The organism is Halosegnis rubeus, from assembly GCF_009184545.1.
GTDB classification, from domain to species: domain Archaea; phylum Halobacteriota; class Halobacteria; order Halobacteriales; family Haloarculaceae; genus Halosegnis; species Halosegnis rubeus.
Map to the genome: position 1 here is coordinate 72,286 of NZ_QJOW01000001.1, position 20,516 is coordinate 92,801.

Here is a 20,516-nt window from a genome sequence, read left to right on the forward strand (position 1 = left end):
AGAGACGATGGAGGGTCTCTGATGGCTGGTGGTTCGAGCGTGCTCATCGCGACCGTCGCAGCCATTATCGGGCTGGGAGTCGGCGCACAGATACTCGCAGACCGGTTCCAGCTGCCGAGTATCATCTTCCTCATCGCCGCCGGACTCGCGTTAGGGCCCGGTTCCGGACTCGTGCTCGAGTCGGCGCTCGTGACGCGTGGCTCGTTCGGGAGTTCGCTCCCCGCCATCGTCGGACTCTCGGTCGCGATTATCGTCTTCGAGGGGGCCTTCCACCTCCGTCTCGACAATCTCAGAGAGGCTCCCGCGGAGAACGTTCGACTCGTCACCGTCGGTGCACTCATCGCGCTGCTGGCGACGGCCGCCGTGACGAAGTTCACCTTCGGCGTGGCGTGGGACATCTCCTTTCTCATCGGGGCGCTGCTCGTCGCGACCGGACCGACCGTCATCGCGCCCATCGTCGAGGTGGTGGCCGTCCGAGACCGCGTCGAAGCGGCGCTCGAAACCGAGGGTATCGTCAACGACGTGACCGCCGCCATCGCGGCTGTCGCCGTGTTCAAACTCATCATGAACCCCAACCAGGGGAACTTCCCCACGCTGTTCGTCGAGCGGCTCGGCATCGGCGTGGTCGTCGGCATCACCGTCGCGGCGGTGTTGTGGTATCTGCTTCGCTACATCGACCTCTCGCCGGGGAACGCCCCACAGAACGCCCGACTGCTCGTGCTCGCGGGCGCGCTCGTCGCGTACGCGGTCGCGAACTACTTCGCCGCCGAGGCGGGCGTCGCCGCGGTCGCGACCGCCGGGGTCGTCCTCGGTAACATGGACATTCCCTACGAGGAGAATATCGCCGAGTTCAAAGGCGACGTGACGCTCGTCGTCCTGTCGTTCGTCTTCATCGCGCTCGCGGCGCTGCTCGACTTCGGCCAGCTCGTCAGCCTCGGCTACCGGGGTATCGTCGTCGTCGTCGCGGTCGCGCTCGTCATCCGACCGGTGCTCGTCTTCGTCTCCACCATCGGCGACCGGTTCACAACTGAAGAGAAAGTGTTCATGAGCCTGGTCGGTCCCCGCGGTATCATCCCGGCGTCGGTCGCGACGCTGTTCGCCGTCGAGATGCAGACGCGGGCGACGGAACTCCGAGAGGCCGGCATGATTGCTCAGGCAGACCAACTGGCACAGGGCGCGACGCTGTTGGTCAGTGTCGTCTTCCTCGTCATCCTCGCGACGGTCGTATTCGAGGGCGGCCTCGCGCGGTATCTCGCGGACTACCTCGACGTGATTCCAATGCGTGTACTCGTTATCGGAGGTGGACGGGTGGGCCGGACGCTCGCCGGTCGCCTCGAAGAGAGAGGAGAGAACGTCGTCATCGTCGAGAACGACGAAACACAGGTCGAGGCCGCTCGCAACGAGGGCCACACGGTCCACATCGGTGACGGCACCGACACGGAGGTGCTCAAGACCGCCGGCGTGGACAACGCACGAATCGTCGCCGCCGCCACCGGCGACGACGACGCGAACCTGCTTGTCGCACAGCTCGCCTCCTCGAAGTTCGGCGTGGAGACGGTCATCGCCCGCGCCAACGACCCCGACAACGTCGACGCGTTCGAGGACCTCGGCGTCCGGACCATCTCCTCGACGCTCGCCACCGCACAGGCGCTCGACAACGCCATCGAGCGCCCGGCGCTGGCCGACTGGATGGGCGAAATCGGCCGTTCGGGCGACGTACAGGAGGTCGAAGTGACTAACGAGGAGCTCATCGGACGCCCGATACGTGAGATCGGTCCGGACCTCCCGTCGGGGACGCTCATCACGCTCGTCGCGCGCGACGGCGAGACGCGGGTGCCGAGTGCCGACTCCGTGCTCGAAGCCGGCGACCGAATCACGCTCATCGGGCAGAAAGAGGGCGTTCGCGAGGCGATGGAGTACTGTAGTCGTTAATCGTCGTACGGAATCTCCTTGCCGTCCCGCCACGCGTTTCCACCCTCGCCGCCGCCGGTTTTGTAGACCCCCCGAGCCTCGGCTATCTGTCGGCCGTCGCCGTCCGTGACGGTCACGTCGGCGACGGCGACGCTGCTGCCGGACCGGACGAGGTCTGCCGTCGCTTCTATCCGGTCACCATCGCCGGGCGCGAGATAGTCGATTCGCATGTCGATGGTCGGGGTCGGCTTGCCGGCCCGAGAGATGACCGCGGCCCCACCGACCGTGTCAGCCAGCGTGTAGGCCACGCCCCCGTGGGCGACACCGTTGTCCGGCGAGGAGGTGTGTTCATCCCCCAGTTCGATGTGGCCGGCGGCGTGTCCGTCCTCGGCGGCCGTCATCTCGATACCGACGTGTTGTGCGAAGGGCATCTGCTCGAACAGCGTCGCAACGTCCATACTCGGCGAACGGCCCACCGTGTGAGAAAGATTACTGTCCCTCGTGTGGGTTCGAGGCAGATAGAGACGCGAACGCGGCGTGGAACATTCGTTCTCGCGGTATCACAAAGCGGTTAGGAGCGGGACGCTCCGAATTAACGCCTGTGGAGACTGCGCTCCCTGTGGATACACCTGTATCTGCAAAGCGCGTCGTCGAAACAGGAAGCCCCACCCTCAAGCGCGAGCCGTCAGGCGAGCGGTAGGGTGGGGCAGTTCACGTGTCGTCCCGTGTGTTGAAGCCAGTGCTCTTCGTCGCCCCGGTATGGTCGAACCCACGACGATTGCGGCGGCCGTCGGCGGACTGGTCGTGCTCGCCGGTCTCGCCGCCCTGCTGCGAGGCAACGGCGACGACAAGTACGACGACCCCGAGGCACAGGCCGCCCACGAAGCCGCACAGCAACGCGACCCGAGCGACGTTGCCCCGGTCGGCAGCGAACACACGACTGTCGTACAGGAGCTCGTCGACGGCGGCGACACCGCGCGCGTCTCGATTCAGGGGCTGTACGTGTTCGTCGAGGATATTCCGAGCGGCGTCTCGGTGAACGACACCATCGACATCAAAATCACCGACCACGGCCCGGACGGAACCTCCGGCCGGGCGACATTCCTCGGTCGACAGTAATCTTAGTTCGGCAGTGAGAACTCGATGGCCGCGCCCTGCCCGAAGCCCACACACTCGGTCGCGATGCCGTTGTCCGCGTTGCGCTTGTGCATCTCGTGGATGAGCGTGACCGGGAGCCGTGCGCCCGAGGCACCCAGCGGGTGACCGAGCGCGATTGCGCCGCCGTTCACGTTGTAGATGTCCTCGTCGAAGCCGAGCTGTTGACGGCAGTACTCACACTGGGAGGCGAACGCCTCGTTCAGTTCGACGAGGTCGTAATCCTCCGCGGAGGTTCCAGACCGCTCGAACAGTTGCTGGCAGGCCGGAATCGGGCCGATGCCCATGACCTCGGGGTCGACGCCGGCGACGGCGTTGTTGCCGACCTCCGCGAGAATCTCGAGGTCGTGCTCCTCGGCGAACGCGCGCGAGGTGACGAGCGTCGCGGCCGCGCCGTCCGTGATCTGGGAGGCGTTGCCCGGCGTGACGGTCCCCTCGGACTTGAACACGGTCGGTAGCTCTGAGAGCTTGTCGCGGCTGATGTCGTGGCGAATCCCCTCGTCGGTGTCGACGACGCCGTCGTCGGTTTCGATGGGGACGATTTCGTCGTCAAAACGCCCTTCCTCGGTCGCCTCGCTGGCGCGGACGTGGCTGCGATACGCGTAGTCGTCCTGCGTCTCGCGGGACACGTCGTAGCGCTCGGCGACGGCCTCGGCGGTCATCCCCATCGAGAGGGCGGCGACGTTGTAGTCGTCGTTGAGACCGGGGTGCATCTCGTTGTTCGCGCCCATCTTGACGCGGGACATGGACTCGACGCCGCCAGCGATGATGGCGTCGCGTTGACCGGCGCGAATCGCGTCCGACGCGGAGATAATCGTCTGGGCCGAAGAGGCACACCAGCGGTTGACGGTCGTCGCTGGGACCGATTCGCCCAGCTCGGACAGCAGCGCGATGATACGCGCCATGTTGTTGCCCTGCTCGGAGCGCTGCTGTGCACAGCCCCACATCAGGTCGTCGATTGTCTCGCCGTCGAGACCGGTCTCGTCGAGGATGTCGTCGATGAGCGCCACGGAGAGGTCCTCCGGGCGCGTGTCGGCGAAGACGCCGTCCTCCTTGCCGAACGGGGTTCGAACCGCCTGCACGATTACCGGGTCGCTGTCGCTCATTGTACGCTAACCGTGTGTCGCTGGCGTGGTAAAGCTATCCCGACCGTGTGACAACAACTGTAAGCGCGCCGTCGGCTGTTGTTTCCAACGGAAACAAATCACCGCCGCGAGGACGATGCGCTTAACTGCCAGCCCGTCGTTAGTTCCGTGAGATGACCAGCCCCGAGGTCGACATCGTCGAGTTTCTCCTCACGACCCGACTGTACAACGAGCACAGCGAACTGGACGAACGCGACCTTCCTCCCAGCTACCGGCGCGTCTTCTGGTCGGAGGGCGAACTCGAACGCCCGCTGTCGGCGACGAGCAACAACGCCGCGGCCGCGACCAACGTCGACCGCCCGTGGGAGGTCGTCTCCGGGCTGATGTTCACCGACCGCGACGACTTCTCCGGCTCCATCAGCTTCACCGACGAGGGGATGGCCGAGACGTGGCTGCTCGACCGCCTCGAACCCGAGGACGTGGCCGCGAACCCGACGCTCGCGTACGTCTTCGGCGACCAGTTCGACGTGGAGTACGAGGAGAGCCGCCAGTCGAACCGCCCGATTCACGCCGACCGCGTCTGGATCGACTCCCTGCTCGATGAGATGTTTGACGAGGACGAAGAGGAGATGCTCGACCTCGTCGACATCCGCGCGCCCGAGGAAATCGAGATGCAACTCGACGACCTCGTGCTCACCGAAGACCAGGAGGGCGAGATAGAGAAGGTCGTCAAGGCCATCGAACACCGCGACTACCTCGCCCGCATCGGCCTGCGCGAGATCGGGAAGCTGCTGTTCGTCGGCCCGCCGGGCACCGGGAAGACGAGCGTCGCGCGCGCGCTCGCTCACCAACTCGACCTCCCGTTCGTCGAGGTGAAGCTGTCGATGATTACCAGCCAGTATCTCGGCGAGACGGCGAAAAACGTCGACAAGACGTTCGAGGTCGCAAAGCGGCTCTCGCCGTGTATCCTCTTCATGGACGAGTTCGACTTCGTCGCGAAGACGCGCTCGTCGGACGAGCACGCGGCCATCAAGCGGGCGGTCAACACCCTGCTGAAATCCATCGACGAGATCTCGCTGATTCAGGACGAGGTGCTGCTCATCGGTGCGACGAACCACCCCGACCAACTCGACTCGGCGGCGTGGCGACGCTTCGACGAAATCGTCAACTTCCCGAAGCCGGACTCCGGGATGCGACGGGACATCCTCATGCTCATCACCCGGAGCATGGACATCGACGAGTTCGACCCGCAGGCAATCGCCGACATCACACAGGGGCTCACGGGAAGCGACCTCCGGCTCGTGATGCGCGAGGCCGTCCTCGATGCGCTTACCGAGGAACGCATGACACTCACACAAGACGATCTTGAACGGGCTGTCGAAGGGTTCGAGGAGCGTGACAATCTCAAGAACATGGACATGATGTCCGACGAGACCGCGCCCGTCGCGGGCGACGGCGGTGACCACGACCACGATCACGACCACTGATGCAGGTGACCTTGCTCGGGACGGGCGACACGACGGGAACGCCGACCCCGGGCTGTGACTGTGACACCTGCGAGCGCGCCCGCGAGCTGGGGGTCGAGCGCACGCGATTTTCCGTACACATCCACAACGAGGTGACCGACGAGTCGCTGTTGGTCGATATCTCGCCCGACTTCCGCCACCAGATGCTCGACCACGAGGTGTCGCTGCCGGATGCTGCCCTCGTCACCCACATCCACTTCGACCATCTCCACGGGATGGGCAACGCCTACCGACTCCTGTCGAGTCTCCCCGTCCACGCCGCGGACGAGACCGACCCCGAGACGGGGAAGTCGGTCGCTGAGACCGTCGCCGGCGACTACGACTACCTCGATGCGGTGACCGTCACTGGTCACGACGCGCACGAGTCCTTCGAGGTGTGTGGCTTCGAGGTGACGTTCGTCCCCGTCGTCCACCCGCCACTGGTGTGTTACGGCGTCCGCATCGACCACGGCGACGCCTCGCTGGCTATCACCGGCGACACGAACTTCGGAATCGCGGACGCCTCACGGGAGGCGCTCAGCGGGGCCGACCTGCTGCTCGCGGACGGTATCACGCCCGCCTCGCGGTGTCAGTACCACCCGCTCGGCGGCGACCACCACGACGACGATGGGGTTCCTCGCACGTTCGGGACGAAACACATGACAATCGAGGGGGCACGCGACCTCGCAGCGGAACTCGACGCCGACCGCTACCGCGTGCTCCACGTCTCACACTTCACCCCGGCCGACCGCGCCTTCGAGGACCCGCTCGCCGTCGACGGCGAGCAGTATCAGCTGTAGCGGTCCAAGCCGACCTGCTTGTCTCTCGCGCCTGCCGGGTCGCGAACCCACGGGGAGTGTTCCGCCCGGCGCGCGTCGACATCGACCTCGGGACCCTCGTCCTCGCTCTCGCAGGCGTCCGCCGGCCGGACGAACTGCTCTTGGCGGGTGCAGTAGGCCAGCCCGTCGACGCCGGCAACCGCTCGCTCCTCGACGTGCGGGCAGTCGGGGAAGGCGACGCGCCACCCCTTCCCGTAGGCGCGCTCTGCGACGCGCCGTCGATACTTCCGTTTCTCCTCGTCGGTCACCGTCCGTATCTCGGTGTGGCCCGGATGCGTCTCCAGAATCTCGATCCCCCCGCGCTTCGGGTCGAGCGGCGTCGCCTCCCGAACCGTCGTCCGGTCGCCCGTCTCGGGGTCGACGCGCCAGACGCCGACTCCCTCGGGGATGCGGTTCAGGTGTGCGCCCGTGACGTGGCTGGCGGTCGCGAGCCACACCTCATCAAACAGGGACAGCGACACATCTTTGCGCAGTTGGAGTTCCAACTCGCCCGGTCGGTCGAGGTCGGGCTTGTTCTCGATGCCGACGAGCCCGTCGAACCACCGGTCGGGGTAGCGTGTCGTCGCCCGAACGTACTCCTGGCCGCCGCGTCGCTCCCGGGTGAGGTAACCGCAGTCGATACCCGCCTCGATTGCGCCGCGCGCGTAGCCCGACCCGCCGACCGTGTTCTGGGGTCGTCTCGCCGTCCCGGGACCGATGTCGGTCTCGAGGAGCCGGGGCGGAATCGTCTCGCTCGTCAGCCGGCGGCGGTCGTCGAACTCGGCTCCCGGCTCCACGACGACCGTATCTATCACGCGCGAGCCGTGGATACTGCCGGCGAGCTGGCGAGAAACGAGCTTGCCGTCGCGCTCCAGCCCGGCACAGACGGCCACCTCGAAGTCGAACTCGCGCACGGTCGAGGTTGGCCGCTCGCGAGCAAAAGCCCGACGGCTAAGCCCCCCGCGCTCCTCACCCCGGTATGGACTGGAGTGAGTTGTTCGCCCGCGGCGAACAGTACGACGTGACAGCGCCTGACATCGAGACGCGTCTTGCCGAGCTTCGCGACGATGAGTGACGAACCGGACCTGACGCGCATCGTCGTCGACGCTGACGTGCTCGCGGCCGACCTGCTCGTCGGCGGCCACGCTCGGCTGGTCCTCGACAGGATTCGAAGCCACTCGTGGCTCACGCTCGTCGTCTCCGAACCGCTGCTCGATGACACCGAGCGGCTCGTCGCCGGCCTCGCGGACGCCGACCTCGCGGCCGACCACCGGTCGAAACTCGAATCGCTCGCCGAGGTGGTCGACCATCCCGAGGGCGACCACCCCGGACTGGCGGCAGCCTACCGCGGCAACGCGGCGCACCTCGTCACCTTCGACGACAATCTGACGAGCGTCGAGGCCGGGGCGGTGTTGAAACAACACGTCACCGTGAGCATCCGCCCGCCGAGCGCGTTCGCCCGGCTGTTCGACCCCGAAGTCCTGTGGCCGGAAGTCGGCGAGGGAGAGTACCCCGGCCCGGACCGCGAGCTACAGTGATTTCTCCATCCTGACGACCTCGATGCCGCCGGGACTCGCCTCGGCCGCGTCCGCCTCGTAGCAGGCGGTCTCGTAGAAGCCGACAGCGTTTAACGACGACTGCAGAGATAGTGACTCGACTCCCCGGCCGCGTGCGTATCCCTCTACGTGTGCGAGCAGTGCGGTCCCGACGCCGCGGCGTTCACAGTCGGGGTGAACGTACACCGCTCGAACCTCGCCGGCGTCGGGAACGACCTCGCTGAAGCCGCAGACGCGGTCGGTGACGGCGACGACGAAGTGACTCGCCGGGTCGTCGACCGGGTAGTCGTCGGGACCTCGTTCGCCGCGTTTCGCCCACGCCGCGGTCGTCGACTCGTCGTACGCGCGCCGGCCACCGGCTTCGGCCGCGGCGGTGTGGAGTTCGGCGACCGCCGACAGCTCTGTCGGGGTCGGTGGACGCACCTGCATACCCGGTGTTTGGCTGCCGAGCGCAAAGATACCCCGAACGCGCAGATACGACTGCGTTACCGGTCGGCGTACCAGTCGGCGAACGTCGCGAGCGCGCGCCCGCGGTGTGAGATGGCGTTCTTCTGGTCGGCGGCCATCTCCGCGAACGTCTGGCCGTCGTGTTCGAAGATGGGGTCGTAGCCGAAGCCGTCGTCGCCCCGCGGCTCGACGATACGCCCCGGAACCGAACCGACGAACAGCTTGACCGGAAGCTCACCCTCCGCGACGGTGTCGTCGGTCGCGGCGCGGTCGCGGTCGTCGGCGGAGAGGTCCTGTCCGCGGCGCTCGCCCCGGTCGACTGGCTCCGGCGTCGCGGCGAACGGCTCGCCGTCGCAGTAGGCGAGCACGCACCGGAACGCCGCCCGCGTCGCGCCCGCGTCGCGGGCGATTTCGCCGACACGCTCGACGCCGAGCGTGTGCTCGACGTACGCCGAGTACGGTCCCGGGAAGCCGTCGAGTCCCTCGATGAACAATCCGGCGTCGTCCACGATGACCGGCTCGCCGGCCACGCGATACGCCTCTCGTGCACCGGCCGCGGCGATGGGTTCGAGTTCGTCGGCCTGCGGCTCGGCGTAGTCGTAATCGAGTTGGGTCACGTCGTCGTCGAGATACGACAGCGCTTCCCGGGTCTTCCCCTCGTTCGTCGTGACGTAGCGGAGGCTCACGAGCGTACTGCGGCCGAAGTCAGTAAAGTCGCGTCGAACTCCGTTACTCGTCGACCAGCACTTCGACCGGCTCGTCGTCGGTCTCGTCGCTCCCGCCGCGCTCCTGTTGGTAAAACAGCGCGCCGATGAGACCGACGACGAGCCATGACCGCCAGTTGGCCAGATTCAGCGTGTAGCCGACGCCGAACGGCTTCTCGACGAGTATTCCCTCGCCCGGCTGCCAGTAGGCCGACAGCATCCGGCCGAGCGACGGTCGCTCGAAGTTGTACGGGATTCCAAGCAGTTCGCCCGACTCAGGTGTGTCGCTCATATGCGGAGTTCGACGCGCCGACAAAAGGAGTTACCGGTCTCACTGGTAGCGGCCGCGTCCTTCCACCTCGCGGAGCTGCGCGATGACCTCGGCGTCGCCGCGCGACTCGTATCCGGCCTCGAAGGCCTCGGTCAGCCGGTCGGCGTCGTCGCTCGTCCCGGCGAGTGACCCCTCGAAGACGTGGAGGTCCATCGCGTAGTCCTCGACGTGTTCGGTGTGGTAGCCGAGACCGAAGTCGATGAGGAACACGCGGTCGTCGCCGACCCGCGCGTTCCGCGGCGTCGGGTCGCCGTGGACGAAGCCCGCACCGTGACACGCGGCGAGGTGTCGACCTACGGCCCGCACGTTTGACTCGGTCAGCGCCTCGCGCAAATCCCGGTCGCCGACGCGCTCGAATCGGAGCACGCAATCGGTGTCGTCCACGTCGAAGACGACGGGCGTCGGGACGCCCTCCCGGCGCGCGAGACTCGTCAGCCGGGCCTCCTGTCGGGTTCGCTCGCTCCGGAGCCGCTCGTCCAGCGTCGGGTGGCGGTACGCCTTGCCGACGCGTTCTTTCCTGACGCGCTCGCCCATCGTGACGACCGCCTCTGCGCCGCGAATCTCGTTCGCCTGCGGGCGCGTGACGGACACGTCGCCGCCGGCGTCCCACGTCACGTCCACCTGGTTCGGGCGGAAGTCGGAGTCGATGGCCGACGCCGAGACGGGAATCGTGTCGCCGGCCTCGTACATCCGCGCGCCGAGGACGGCAATCATCCCGGCGTTGTCACGCAGGAATCGAGGTTCCGGCGCGTGGAACTTTGCACCCCGCGTCTCACACATCGTCGCGAGCATCTCACGCAGCCGGGCGTTCTGGCCGACTCCCCCGCCCAAGACGAGTTCCTCTGCGCCGGTCAGCGACAGCGCCCGCTCGGAGACCTCCGTCAACATCGCGAACATCGTCTCTTGGAGCGAGAAACACACGTCTTCGACCGGCACGCCGTCGTCGACGGCCTGCTTTGCCGCGCTCATGATTCCGGAAAACGAGAAGTCCATCCCCTTTACGACGTACGGGAGCGGGACGTACTCGCCCGACGCGGCTCTCTGTTCCACCTTCGGCCCGCCCGGATGCGACCAGCCGAGATGGCGCGTGAACTTGTCGATTGCGTTGCCGACGCCGGTGTCCATCGTCTCCCCGAGGATGCGGTAGCGGCCGCCCCGGTAGCCGAGCAGGTGGGCGTTCGCGCCGCTGGCGTTCAGACAGACGGGCGACCGGAAGCCGGACCCATGGCGGCCGATTTCGAGATGTGCGACCATGTGGTTCACGCCGACGAGCGGCACGTCGAGCGCGAGCGAGAGCGCCCGCGCCGCGGTCGCGACGATACGGAGACACGGACCGAGTCCCGGTCCCCGCGAGAAGGCGACGGCATCGATTGCAGGCTCACCGTCGCCCGCCATCCGCTCGGCCCGCTGGCGTGCCGCCCGGACGACGCGAGGAATTGTCTCGCGCATGTGTTCGGCGGCCTCGCGCGGGTGGATACCGCCGCTATCGGGTTCGTAGGCGTCGGACTCGATGACGGTCTCGTCGGTCGCGGTGTCGTGGACGGCGGCGCTTGCACACCACGCGGTTCCTTCGATACCGAGGACGCGGCTCACGCTCTCCCCGCCCGCGGACGCAAACGAGAGGAAAACGAAACGTCGGTCATGCCCGGACGGGCGTTACTCGTCGGTGTACTCGGTGTAGCCGCACTTCCCACAGTGGAGCCGGTCGCCGTGGTCACCAAGGAAGGTGTCACCACACCGCGGACACTGCTGTTTGTCCGTGGTGCCGTCGTCGTTATAGTACTCGTGGCGGGCCATTATGCCTCAGCCTCCTCCGTCTCTTCCTCCTCGTCTTCGATTTTGTTGCGGTCGAGCATGTACTCCTGTTCAACCTCGGTGGCGACCTCCGCGTTGTCGTACACCTTCGCGTAGCCGACGGTCGTCCGCATCCCATATTTGGTGTCGAGATTGTGGATGACGACCTCGTCGGCGTCCTTGTTGAGCGTGGCGGCGAGCGAGTCACGCACGGAGAGCCGCGACGGGCTTGCCTCCTCGTGAGTCACCTCGAACCGCACGTCCGTCCGGTGCAACATGGGGTTCTCGTCTTCGGAGATAACGTCGATTTCCATGGTTCGTTGCCCGTATATCCCGCCGAAATGCGTAAAAGGATTTCGAGTCGCCGACTCAGACGCCCAGAATCTCGTACGCTCGCTCGTGGTTTCCGACGAACGAGTCGAGAAGCTCCCGTACCTGCTCGCGTAGCTCCGGTGTCACCGTCGCCAGCACCATCCCCTGGTCTGGCTGGCCGTAGACGACGCTCGCCCCGTCGGGCAAAACGAGCACCGCTGGCAGGGCAGCGAGGTCCTCCTCGCCGAGCACCTCCACCAGCGTTGAGCCGCCACGCTCCGCGACGAGCGCCTCCAGTATCGCCGCCGACAGCGCGCCGGCGGGCGATTCGAGTTCGATGCGCTCGCCGAAGCCGGTCGTCGCCTCTCGTACCGACTCCCGGACGCGTTCGCGCTTCGTCTTCCCGTCAACGAGCGCGAGCGCCGGGTAGTAGCCCGCCTCCAGCAGGTGGTAGGTGACGATATCGCCGACCGCGACGACCGGTTCGCCGGCCGCCGCAAGCAGTTCGTCGGCGTCCTGATAGATTGGACCCAGCGGGTCTTTGAGTTCGCTGCGAAGGTCGGCCGGCAGTTCGAGGAGGACGCCCATTACCGGACTTTCAGTGCGTACTTGCCCGGCTCGGTAATCTCCATCTCGGTCGCAATCTGTGACTCCTCCGGGTGGGTGATGACGACGTAGCCCGCCCAGTCTTCCGTCAAGGAGTTCGAGCCACAGGCCGGACACTGCTCGCCGTCCTCGACATCGAGCACGCGGTGGCAGTCACGACAGACGAGTCGTTGGGCCATCTAGTTGCCTCCACTCGCCCGCTCTTTGCGGTTCTCCTCGAGCCACCCGTGTTTGCCGAGCCCGACCTGCTTTGCGGTCAGGCCGATCTTCGAGTCGCGGGGATTGCGCTCGTCGATACTCTTCGTGACGATGCGCGTCCGAACCGCGTCGCCGACGCCGAGAAGCCGCCCGGAGTCGCGGGAGGCGAGCTGTTCGTTCTCGCCGTCGAAGGCGAGATACTCGTCGGAGATCTGTGAGACGTGGAGCAGTCCGTCGACCGGACCGATGCCGACGAACGCGCCGAAGTTGACCGCCTCGACGACCTCACCGTCGACGACCTCCTGCATCTGCGGGTCGTAGGTGATGGCCTCGAAGGTGGCCTCGTAGTAGACGCTTGGCTGGTTTGGGACGACCGCGCCGGTCCCGATGTTCGTCACGTTCGTGACGGTGACGACGGAGCCGACCTGCTCGTCCATCTTCCCCTCCAGCTTCTGCTGGAGCAGCTGTTTGATTAGTTCCGACGGTACGTCCGGGGAGGTGCGGTCCGGTAGAAACTCCGGGGGCACCTCCACCGTATCCTTGAGTGTGACCTTCTTGTACATTAGTTCGTTATCGCGAGTTTATGCTCCCCGCGTAAACAGATTACGGGAACGCCAGCGTCCGCGAGCCGCTGTCGCAGTGGTTTGTCGTTCGTTACGGCGTATGCACACTCTTCTCCGAGTGCCAGCACCGCATCGTCAGCGTACGACTCGTCGGTAGCCACGACGGTACACCGGTCGACGAGGTCACGGCCGACGGAGGCGGCGACCCCCTCCTGTCCGTTCCCCTCGGCCAGCTTGTCGAGTTCCGCGACGACCGTCTCCGGGACGACCAGCTCGTAGTCGTCGAGCAGCCGGTCCAGCTCGTCGAACAGTCGCACGTCACACTCGACGGGCATCATCAGCGCGTTCGTGTCTACCGCGACCCGCATTATTCGAGCGTCCCGACGCCGATGAGTCGCCAGCGCGCGCCGACTCGGCGACTGATCGCAATCTTCGCGCCCGCCTCGGCACAGACGGGTCGCTGGAGCGTGACCTCGGCCTCCTCGTCGCGCGCGGAGGTGACCGAACCGACCGTCGTGGCCGTCCCGACCGTCAACATCAGCGGCTCGTTCGTCGAGATCGGCTCGATCTCGTCGTCGTCGCTCACCACGCGGTCCAACAGCTCCACGTCCATCGTGAAGCTATCGTGGACCGGCGGCAGCGAGTCGCCCGGCCCGGCCACCTGCCCGGCCAACCCGTCGCCCTTCGTCAGCGACGGGTCGAGTCCCGTGCCGACGCCGATGAGTCCACCGGGCGTGGCGGAGTCGACGGTCGACCCACCCGCCTGCAGCGAGCGGACCGTCGTCGCGACCGGGTCGTAGTCGCCGTCGTCCTCGCGGCCGGGGCGAATCTCGATGTCCGTGTCCACGTCGAGGGTCCCCTGCGTGAGCGAGCCACCGATGACGCCACCGGTGAGCGTGTCGAATGTCGTCCCCGGACGGTTGATGTCGAAGGAGCGAGCGACGAGCAGCCGCGGGTCCGCCTCGGGGTCGCGTTCCGGCGTCGGAATCGTCTCCTCGATGGCGTCGATGAGCACGTCGATATTGATCTCCTGTTCTGCGGAAATCGGGACGACCGGCGCGTCCTCGGCGACGGTGCCCTCGACGAACTCCTGGATCTGCTCGTAGTTCTCGCGGGCCTGCCCGCTGTCCACGAGGTCAATCTTGTTCTGTGCGATGACGACGTTCTCGATACCGATGATATCGAGTGCCATCAGGTGCTCTTCCGTCTGTGCCTGTGGCACGTCCTCGTTTGCCCCCACGACGAGGACGGCCCCGTCCATGATCGAGGCCCCAGAGAGCATCGTCGCCATCAGCGTCTCGTGGCCGGGCGCGTCCACGAAGGAGACAGTGCGGACGTGCTCGGTCTCGACGCCGTCCACCTCGTTCGCGACGGTGTAGCAGTCGGGGGCGTCGACGTCCGGCCGTCGCCGGAACGTCGAGTCCGCGTAGCCGAGCCGGATGGAGATTCCGCGCTTCATCTCCTCGGAGTGCTGGTCGGTCCACTCGCCCGAAAGCGCCTGCACGAGCGTCGTCTTCCCGTGGTCGACGTGACCCACCAGTCCGATGTTCACCTCCGGTTGTTGATGATTTGCAGTCATTGCGTAATTGTGTAGATTTGGCTCCGTGCGACTGATAAAGCTACCGTGTCGCAGAAAGCACCCGTGACGCAGCGAACGGTTTAGTGGCTCTCTCCCGAAGCAGACGTATGAGTGACGCCCCACCGAGCGACACCGAGTCGCTACTCGCCTGCGAGGAGTGTCTCGCCCCCTCCGAGGCCTTTGCCGTCGTCGGCAACGAGACGCGCCTCTCCATCCTCGAAGCCCTCTGGACGCTCGACCGCCCCGCCGCCTTCTCCGACATTCGCCGCGAGGTCGGGATGTCAGACTCCGCACAGTTCAACTACCATCTCTCGAAGCTCCGCGGCCAGTTCATCCACAAGACCGACGACGGCTACGAGTTCCGCGCCGCCGGTCGGTCGGTCATCGCCGCCGTGCTCTCGGGCACGCTGAATCAGGACCCCTCGCTGGAGCCGTTCACCGTCGCCGGCTCCTGTCTCTCGTGTGATGGCCCGCTCGAAGCCGTCTACGAGGACGAACGCATCGAGATTCGGTGTCGTGACTGCGAGCGCAGCCACGGCGGCTACGCCTTCCCGCCCGGCGGTATCGAGGACCGCACCCGCGAGGAGCTGATGGCAGCGTTCAATCAGCGCGCCCGCCATCTCTCGTGTCTCTCCGCCGACGGCGTCTGTCCCGACTGCTCCGGGCGCATGGAGACGCATCTGGCCGACGTACGCGATACGGACGACCCCGAGCGCGTGCGCGTCGAACACGAGTGCCAGCGGTGTCACCACTCCATCCGGTCGTCGGTCGGACTCGTGCTCTTAGACGACGCCCGTATCGTCTCCTTCTATCAGGACCACGATATCGACCTGAACAGCGTCCCCTTCTGGACGCTCGACTGGTGCGTCTCCGACCGCCACACGACCGTCGAGCGGAGCAGTGACCCGTGGCGGCTCACTCTCTCGATCCCCCTCGACGACGAACAGCTCGTCTTAGACCTCGACGGTGACCTCTCCGTGCTCGCCGCCGAGCGCCGCCCCGTCTGACCCCCACGGCTAAACCGCCGCCGGACATCCTTGGGGTATGCTCGCCACTGACCGTATCACGACGCTCACCTTCGACTCCTACAGCACTATCGTCGACGTCGGCTCCGCCGTCGACGCGCTCGCCGACTACGTCCCGAACCCCGAGCAGGTGGCAGAGCGGTGGCGCTCGCAGTCGCTCATGTACTCGGTCGTCGTCAACGATGTGGACAGCTACGAGTCGTTTTACGAGCTGAACCGCCGCGCGCTCACCTACGCGCTCGAGACCGCCGGCGCGGACGTGACCGACGACGAGCGCGAGGAGATTCTGTCGGTGTACATGGATCTCCACGTCTTCTCGGACGTGCGCGCCGGCCTCGACCGGCTCACCGACGCGTACGACTGCTGGGTCGTCTCGAACGGCAACCCCGAGATGCTCGACCGGATGTTCGAGGTGGCGGACCTCCACGACCGCGTCGAGGGGTACGTCAGCGCCGACGAGGTGGAGACGTTCAAGCCGGACGGCGAACTGTACCGCCACGCCGCCGGCCGCATCGACACGCCAATCGAGGAGGTCGCCCACGTCACCGCCGGCTGGTTCGACGTGGCGGGCGCTGAGGCGGCCGGAATGCAGGGCGTCTGGGTGAACCGCGACGACGGTCCCTACCCGAACGTCGGTCCGGACCCGTCACTGGAGGTCGACTCCTTCACCGCGCTGGCCGAGGAACTCGGACTGTAGAACCACCACGACTATACGTTATTCTGCGAATATCGCGGCATGGATACAGGACGCGCCACCGTGCTCGTGTTGGTGGTACTGCTCTCCACGTCCTTGCTCGCCGGCGTCGCCTACAGCAGCGGGTCGGTCCAAGAGACGACGACGACCGATGAACGGTACACCCTCTTCGGCGTACAGGCAGACGGCTGGTTCGGCTACAACAACGGCTACGCGGCCGTCGTGGACGAGTCCGGCAACACCGTCTGGAACTGGTCGGTTCCCAACTCTCGAGTGTTCGACACCGAGCAGTTGGAGAACGGGAACATCCTCACCAGCGTGGCAGTCTCCGTTCCGCAGTCGGAGTGTCCCACGCACTACCAGGAAGACCAGTACGACCGCCCGTGCGTCGAGAACCGCGTCGTCGAGGTCGATTACGAAACGAAAGACGTTGTCTGGGAGTACTCGTGGTTCGACGCCTTCCCGAACCACCACGAGGTGCACGACGCCGACCGACTGGAGAGCGGCGAGACCGCCATCGCCGACATGGGGAACCACCGCGCGTTCACCGTCGACCAGTCCGGCACCATCACCTGGGAGTGGAACGCCAGCGACCACATCAGCCGCGGGACGGAGTGGTTCGACGAACACGTCCCCGAAGGGAGCGAAGAGGAGTTCGCCCGCAGCGGTCCCGAGTCCGACTGGACCCACCTCAACGACATCGACCACTTGGAGAACGGGAACTTCCTGCTCTCGGTGCGCAACTACGACGTGACGCTGGAGGTCGCGCGCAACGAGACCATCGTCGAGACGTACGGCGAACCGGGGAACCACTCGATCATGAACGAACAGCACAACCCGAACCTGCTGGAGAACACGGGGACGCTCGTGGTCGCTGATTCGGGCAACGACCGCATCGTCGAGATCAACGCGACGACCGAAGAGGTCATCTCCGAGTACGGCTCCGTCCCCACAGACTCCAACGTCGGTGACCCGTCGCTCCGGTGGCCCCGCGACGCCGACCGCCTCCCCAACGGGAACACGCTCATCACCGACTCGCGGCGGTTCCGCATCCTCGAGGTCGCGCCCAACGGCACGGTCGTCTGGTCACACCTCCGGCAGGAGGAGCGCTCGCTCGTCTACGAGGCCGACCGCATCCGACTCGACGACGAGTATCTCCCCGAGGAGCCGTCCGTCGCGGATACCGACGGGACGCTCGTCACGCGAACGAACAGCCCGCTGACCGACCTCTACGCGACGCTCGACTCGTATCTCGCCTTCGTCCCCTTCTTGCCGACGTGGCTCGGCCCGCTGCCGCTGTTGGTCGCTATCGGTGATCTCGGTGCAGGACTGCTGCTCGTGCGAGAAATCCGGCGATAATCGAGGTACTCAGCGTTCGCGGTGACGGCGCGTTGGCTTCGACAGTTCGGGCGGGCGCTCGAACTCGTCGAAGGAGACGAACCCCTCCGGTAAGGTGTAATCGAGTTCGCGCTCCTCGCTGTTGTCGGTGAGCGACCCCTCCTCGAAGGTCACGTCGTCCTCGAAGCCCGGCTTCACGCGCACGGCCTTCGCCGGCTGACCGACCGCGACGTGGTGGGCCGGAATGTCGCCCGTGACGGTTGAGCGCGCGCCGGCGACGCTGTTTTCGCCAACCCTGACCCCGGCGGTCACCATCACGTCGTAGGTGACGCGGGCGTCGTTCTCGATGACGGTGTGGTAGTTTCGGACCTCGGTCTGGTCGACGATGTCGTGGTCGTGGCTGTACACGTGCGCCCGGTCGGAGATGGAGACGCGGTCGCCGACGGTGAGCTTTCCGCGGTCGTCGAGGTGGACGTCGTCGTGGACGACCACGTTGTCGCCTATCGTGATGTTGTGGCCGTACGAGAAGGTGACCCCCTTGAAGATGCGGACGTTCTCCCCCACCTCGTCGAACAGGTGGTTCGCGAGCATCTCCCGGAACCGGAGCGCGAAGGCGATGTTGTCGGCCATCGGTGTGGCGTCGAACTGCCGCCAGAGCCACTGGAGATGTTTCGACCGCTCGAACCGCTCTTCGTCCTTCTCGGCGTAGTACTCGCTCTCCAGCGTGGAGTTGCACGGGTCGTACCCCTGCAGGCGGACGCGCTCTGCTGCCGACACCGACTTGCCCGACTGCCAGCGCTCGTACGCCTCGCGGTCCCCGTGGAGGTCCACGAGCACGTCTTGGACGACCTCGCAGGTGCTCTCGCCGCCCTCGGTGCGCGCGGCGGTCAGCCGCTCGTCGACCTCTGTGACGAGCGCTTCGAGTCCGGCCTCCGCGTCGGGCGGGAGTCGGACGTGTCGCTTTGTCATACCTGCTCGTATCTCCGCGGTGCGTATCAGCGTTTCCGTCGGCGAACCGTTACCTCGCGGTAACCGCCCGCAGGGGGCTGCTCCGGGCTATCGCGGGGCCGCAGGCGGGAGAGCCGGAACCCTCTTGCGCCGGGCGGTCGTTTTTCAGATAATGGTGGATACGCTGACGCTCGTGCTCGCCGCCGTTGTCGGCTTCATGCTGGCCGGACTCGGCGCGAAATCACGCGGTCTGCTTCCGGACTGGATTCGCCTCTCCGGGCCGATTGTGACGCTCCACACCGAGCGCGGGAAGGCCTTCCTCGACTGGCTCGCCCGCCCGAAGCGGTTCTGGCGCGCGTGGGGGAATCTCGGTGTCGGCATCGCCCTCGTCGTGATGGCCGGCTCCTTCGTGCTCGTCTTGCTCGGCGGGATTCAGGCCCTCAACAACCCACAGCCGACACAGCTGACCCAGCCACGCAACGTCCTCGCGATTCCGGGCGTGAACGACTTCCTCCCGCTGTCGGCCGCGCCCGAAATCGTCGCCGCGCTCCTCGTCGGGCTTGTCGTGCACGAGGGCGGCCACGGCCTGCTCTCGCGTGTGGAGGATATCGAGGTGGACTCGATGGGGCTGGCGCTGTTCACATTCATCCCCGTCGGCGCGTTCGTGGAACCGGACGACGAACAGCGCCGGCAGTCGAGCCGCGGCGCACAGACCCGGATGTTCGCGGCCGGCGTCACCAACAACTTTGCCGTCGCCATCGTCGCCTTCGCACTCCTGTTCGGTCCGGTCGCCGGCTCCATCGCCGTCGTCTCGGGCGCACCAATCGCCGGCGCACTCCCCGGTGGTGCCGCCGCACAGGGCGGTGTCGACCGCGGTGACGTGATTACGGGCGTCGACGGCATAGAGGTGACAAACTCCTCTGAGTTCGACGACCTCCTTGACGAGACCGACCGCCGCACCGTCTCCGTCGCGCTCGAGTCGGGTGAGACGGCGACCGTCGACCGCTCGCTCACCGTCGTCGGGGCAGCACCCACGGCACCGTTCGATATCAACACGACCATCACCGAGGTGAACGGGACGGCCGTCTACACCGAGCCGGGGCTGAACGCGGCGCTTCGGGACCGCGAGGTCGCGACGTTGGAGAGTTCGACCGGCGAGACCGTCACCACGCCGATCGGCGCGTACACGAACGTCTCCGACCCGAGCGACCCCGGTCCGTCACCGCTTGCTGACGTGTCCGGGCTCGGCGGTGAGGCGTTCATCGTCACCGCCATCGACGGTGAGCGCGTCCTCGACAGCGCGACCCTCGGAGCGATTCTCGACGAGACGACCGCCGGCCAGTCGGTCACCGTCGCCGGGTATCACGACGGCGAGCGGCGAACGTTCGACGTAGAGCTCGCCGACCACCCGCGCGAGGACACCGGCTTCATCGGCGTCACAATCCAGCCCGGCACCACCGGGATGAGCGTGGACGACTTCGGTATCGAGGGGTATCCGGCGGAGTTCTTCTTGACCGCGATTGGTGGCGGGAGCGGCGACGGTCTCAACGGTATCCAGCGGGCGGCGTTCACCATCAGCCTCCCCTTCGCGGCCGTGACGCTCCCGAGCATCGACCAGCCGTTCCCCGGCTTCGTCGGCATCTACGAGAACTTCTACGTCGTCGGTGACGGTCCGCTCGCGTTCCTCGGTACCGGTCCGATCCTGCTGTTCGGGACGCTGTTGTTCTGGGTCGCGTGGATCAACGTCATCCTCGGGCAGTTCAACTGCGTGCCGGCGTTCCCACTCGACGGCGGCCACATCCTCCGAACCTCGACGCAGGCCGTCGTCTCTCGATTCCCGCTGTCTGATAAACACGCCGCGACCCGCGCTGTCACCATCACCATCGGGTTGGCGATGCTCGCGTCGCTGCTCGCAACCATCTTCGCCCCGCAGCTGCTTGGGTAGCC

24 protein-coding genes and 1 pseudogene are annotated in these 20,516 nt (G+C 66.3%); 10 read left to right on the forward strand and 15 right to left on the reverse strand.

Going from position 1 to position 20,516, the window contains the following annotated elements:
- Positions 1–18 precede the first annotated feature (18 nt).
- Entirely contained in the window at positions 19–1,932 is a 1,914-nt protein-coding gene (locus DMP03_RS00390) for an NAD-binding protein (protein ID WP_172967068.1), read from the forward strand.
- On the opposite strand, the gene DMP03_RS00395 is transcribed toward DMP03_RS00390, so the two are convergent.
- The gene (locus DMP03_RS00395) at positions 1,929–2,369 is read right to left on the reverse strand and encodes a PaaI family thioesterase (protein ID WP_152118770.1); all 441 of its coding nucleotides are present in this window, start codon (positions 2,367–2,369) and stop codon (positions 1,929–1,931) included. The genes DMP03_RS00390 and DMP03_RS00395 overlap by 4 nt on opposite strands.
- A 35-nt stretch (positions 2,370–2,404) precedes the next feature.
- Here DMP03_RS00395 and DMP03_RS00400 point away from each other — a divergent pair.
- Positions 2,405–2,611 (forward strand): annotated as a pseudogene (locus DMP03_RS00400) (zinc ribbon domain-containing protein); the annotation flags it as partial.
- Between the two features lie 59 nt (positions 2,612–2,670).
- Positions 2,671–3,030, forward strand: a complete 360-nt coding sequence (locus DMP03_RS00405; RefSeq protein ID WP_152118771.1) for a hypothetical protein — start codon at positions 2,671–2,673, stop codon at positions 3,028–3,030.
- Between the two features lie 2 nt (positions 3,031–3,032).
- Here the strand turns inward: DMP03_RS00405 and DMP03_RS00410 are convergent, their stop codons facing one another.
- Positions 3,033–4,172, reverse strand: a complete 1,140-nt coding sequence (locus DMP03_RS00410) for a thiolase family protein (RefSeq protein ID WP_152118772.1) — start codon at positions 4,170–4,172, stop codon at positions 3,033–3,035.
- 152 nt (positions 4,173–4,324) lie between these two features.
- On the opposite strand from DMP03_RS00410, the gene DMP03_RS00415 reads away from it, so the two are divergent.
- Both DMP03_RS00415 and DMP03_RS00420 read left to right on the forward strand, forming a co-directional pair.
- Complete coding sequence (locus tag DMP03_RS00415) at positions 4,325–5,638, forward strand: ATP-binding protein (protein ID WP_152118773.1); 1,314 nt, start codon at positions 4,325–4,327, stop codon at positions 5,636–5,638.
- Entirely contained in the window at positions 5,638–6,456 is an 819-nt protein-coding gene (locus DMP03_RS00420; RefSeq protein WP_152118774.1) for an MBL fold metallo-hydrolase, read from the forward strand. Before DMP03_RS00415 ends, DMP03_RS00420 begins: the two co-directional genes overlap by 1 nt.
- On the opposite strand, the gene DMP03_RS00425 is transcribed toward DMP03_RS00420, so the two are convergent.
- Positions 6,447–7,388 (reverse strand): DUF5787 family protein, encoded by a 942-nt coding sequence (locus DMP03_RS00425; protein WP_152118775.1) that lies wholly within the window; start codon positions 7,386–7,388, stop codon positions 6,447–6,449. The two genes, DMP03_RS00420 and DMP03_RS00425, sit on opposite strands and share 10 nt — an antisense overlap.
- Positions 7,389–7,541: 153 nt before the next feature.
- Between DMP03_RS00425 and DMP03_RS00430 the strand changes: the two genes are divergently transcribed.
- Complete coding sequence (locus DMP03_RS00430) at positions 7,542–8,012, forward strand: DUF7384 family protein (RefSeq protein WP_152118776.1); 471 nt, start codon at positions 7,542–7,544, stop codon at positions 8,010–8,012.
- On the opposite strand, the gene DMP03_RS00435 is transcribed toward DMP03_RS00430, so the two are convergent.
- From DMP03_RS00435 to DMP03_RS00485, 11 genes are all read right to left on the reverse strand, one after another.
- Positions 8,004–8,459 (reverse strand): GNAT family N-acetyltransferase, encoded by a 456-nt coding sequence (locus DMP03_RS00435; protein ID WP_152118777.1) that lies wholly within the window; start codon positions 8,457–8,459, stop codon positions 8,004–8,006. The genes DMP03_RS00430 and DMP03_RS00435 overlap by 9 nt on opposite strands.
- 56 nt (positions 8,460–8,515) lie before the next feature.
- A complete protein-coding gene (locus tag DMP03_RS00440) occupies positions 8,516–9,163 on the reverse strand; it encodes a non-canonical purine NTP pyrophosphatase (protein ID WP_152118778.1) in 648 nt (215 codons plus the stop codon).
- Positions 9,164–9,206: 43 nt separating this feature from the next.
- Positions 9,207–9,473: a DUF5808 domain-containing protein gene (locus DMP03_RS00445; RefSeq protein ID WP_152118779.1), complete on the reverse strand. Its 267-nt coding sequence runs from the start codon at positions 9,471–9,473 to the stop codon at positions 9,207–9,209.
- A 39-nt stretch (positions 9,474–9,512) separates the two neighbouring features.
- Complete coding sequence (locus DMP03_RS00450) at positions 9,513–11,105, reverse strand: bifunctional N(6)-L-threonylcarbamoyladenine synthase/serine/threonine protein kinase (RefSeq protein ID WP_152118780.1); 1,593 nt, start codon at positions 11,103–11,105, stop codon at positions 9,513–9,515.
- 63 nt (positions 11,106–11,168) lie between these two features.
- Complete coding sequence (locus tag DMP03_RS00455; protein WP_075937228.1) at positions 11,169–11,309, reverse strand: 30S ribosomal protein S27ae; 141 nt, start codon at positions 11,307–11,309, stop codon at positions 11,169–11,171.
- Positions 11,309–11,620: a 30S ribosomal protein S24e gene (locus DMP03_RS00460; RefSeq protein WP_152118781.1), complete on the reverse strand. Its 312-nt coding sequence runs from the start codon at positions 11,618–11,620 to the stop codon at positions 11,309–11,311. Before DMP03_RS00460 ends, DMP03_RS00455 begins: the two co-directional genes overlap by 1 nt.
- Before the next feature lie 55 nt (positions 11,621–11,675).
- On the reverse strand, positions 11,676–12,206 hold the full coding sequence (locus tag DMP03_RS00465; protein ID WP_152118782.1) for a GTP-dependent dephospho-CoA kinase family protein: 531 nt from the start codon (positions 12,204–12,206) through the stop codon (positions 11,676–11,678).
- The gene (gene spt4 / locus DMP03_RS00470) at positions 12,206–12,403 is read right to left on the reverse strand and encodes a transcription elongation factor subunit Spt4 (RefSeq protein WP_075937225.1); all 198 of its coding nucleotides are present in this window, start codon (positions 12,401–12,403) and stop codon (positions 12,206–12,208) included. Before spt4 ends, DMP03_RS00465 begins: the two co-directional genes overlap by 1 nt.
- Positions 12,404–12,985 carry a DNA-directed RNA polymerase gene (locus DMP03_RS00475; RefSeq protein ID WP_152118783.1) on the reverse strand — a complete coding sequence of 194 codons (582 nt, stop codon included), beginning with the start codon at positions 12,983–12,985 and terminating at the stop codon, positions 12,404–12,406.
- Positions 12,985–13,353, reverse strand: coding sequence for a PIN domain-containing protein (locus tag DMP03_RS00480; protein ID WP_152118784.1), 369 nt, complete (start codon positions 13,351–13,353; stop codon positions 12,985–12,987). The genes DMP03_RS00475 and DMP03_RS00480 overlap by 1 nt, the downstream gene beginning before the upstream one ends.
- Positions 13,353–14,564 carry a translation initiation factor IF-2 subunit gamma gene (locus DMP03_RS00485; RefSeq protein WP_152118785.1) on the reverse strand — a complete coding sequence of 404 codons (1,212 nt, stop codon included), beginning with the start codon at positions 14,562–14,564 and terminating at the stop codon, positions 13,353–13,355. The genes DMP03_RS00480 and DMP03_RS00485 overlap by 1 nt, the downstream gene beginning before the upstream one ends.
- Positions 14,565–14,671: 107 nt before the next feature.
- Here DMP03_RS00485 and DMP03_RS00490 point away from each other — a divergent pair, with 107 nt between their 5' ends.
- From DMP03_RS00490 to DMP03_RS00500, 3 genes are read left to right on the forward strand one after another with little or no spacing between them, the layout of a single operon-like run.
- Entirely contained in the window at positions 14,672–15,571 is a 900-nt protein-coding gene (locus tag DMP03_RS00490; RefSeq protein ID WP_152118786.1) for a winged helix-turn-helix domain-containing protein, read from the forward strand.
- A 37-nt stretch (positions 15,572–15,608) separates the two neighbouring features.
- Complete coding sequence (locus DMP03_RS00495) at positions 15,609–16,286, forward strand: haloacid dehalogenase type II (protein WP_152118787.1); 678 nt, start codon at positions 15,609–15,611, stop codon at positions 16,284–16,286.
- A 39-nt stretch (positions 16,287–16,325) separates the two neighbouring features.
- Positions 16,326–17,642: an arylsulfotransferase family protein gene (locus tag DMP03_RS00500; RefSeq protein WP_152118788.1), complete on the forward strand. Its 1,317-nt coding sequence runs from the start codon at positions 16,326–16,328 to the stop codon at positions 17,640–17,642.
- Positions 17,643–17,651: 9 nt separating this feature from the next.
- Here the strand turns inward: DMP03_RS00500 and DMP03_RS00505 are convergent, their stop codons facing one another.
- On the reverse strand, positions 17,652–18,590 hold the full coding sequence (locus DMP03_RS00505) for an acyltransferase (RefSeq protein WP_152118789.1): 939 nt from the start codon (positions 18,588–18,590) through the stop codon (positions 17,652–17,654).
- 151 nt (positions 18,591–18,741) lie between these two features.
- Here DMP03_RS00505 and DMP03_RS00510 point away from each other — a divergent pair, with 151 nt between their 5' ends.
- Complete coding sequence (locus DMP03_RS00510; RefSeq protein WP_152118790.1) at positions 18,742–20,514, forward strand: site-2 protease family protein; 1,773 nt, start codon at positions 18,742–18,744, stop codon at positions 20,512–20,514.
- Positions 20,515–20,516: the final 2 nt, after the last annotated feature.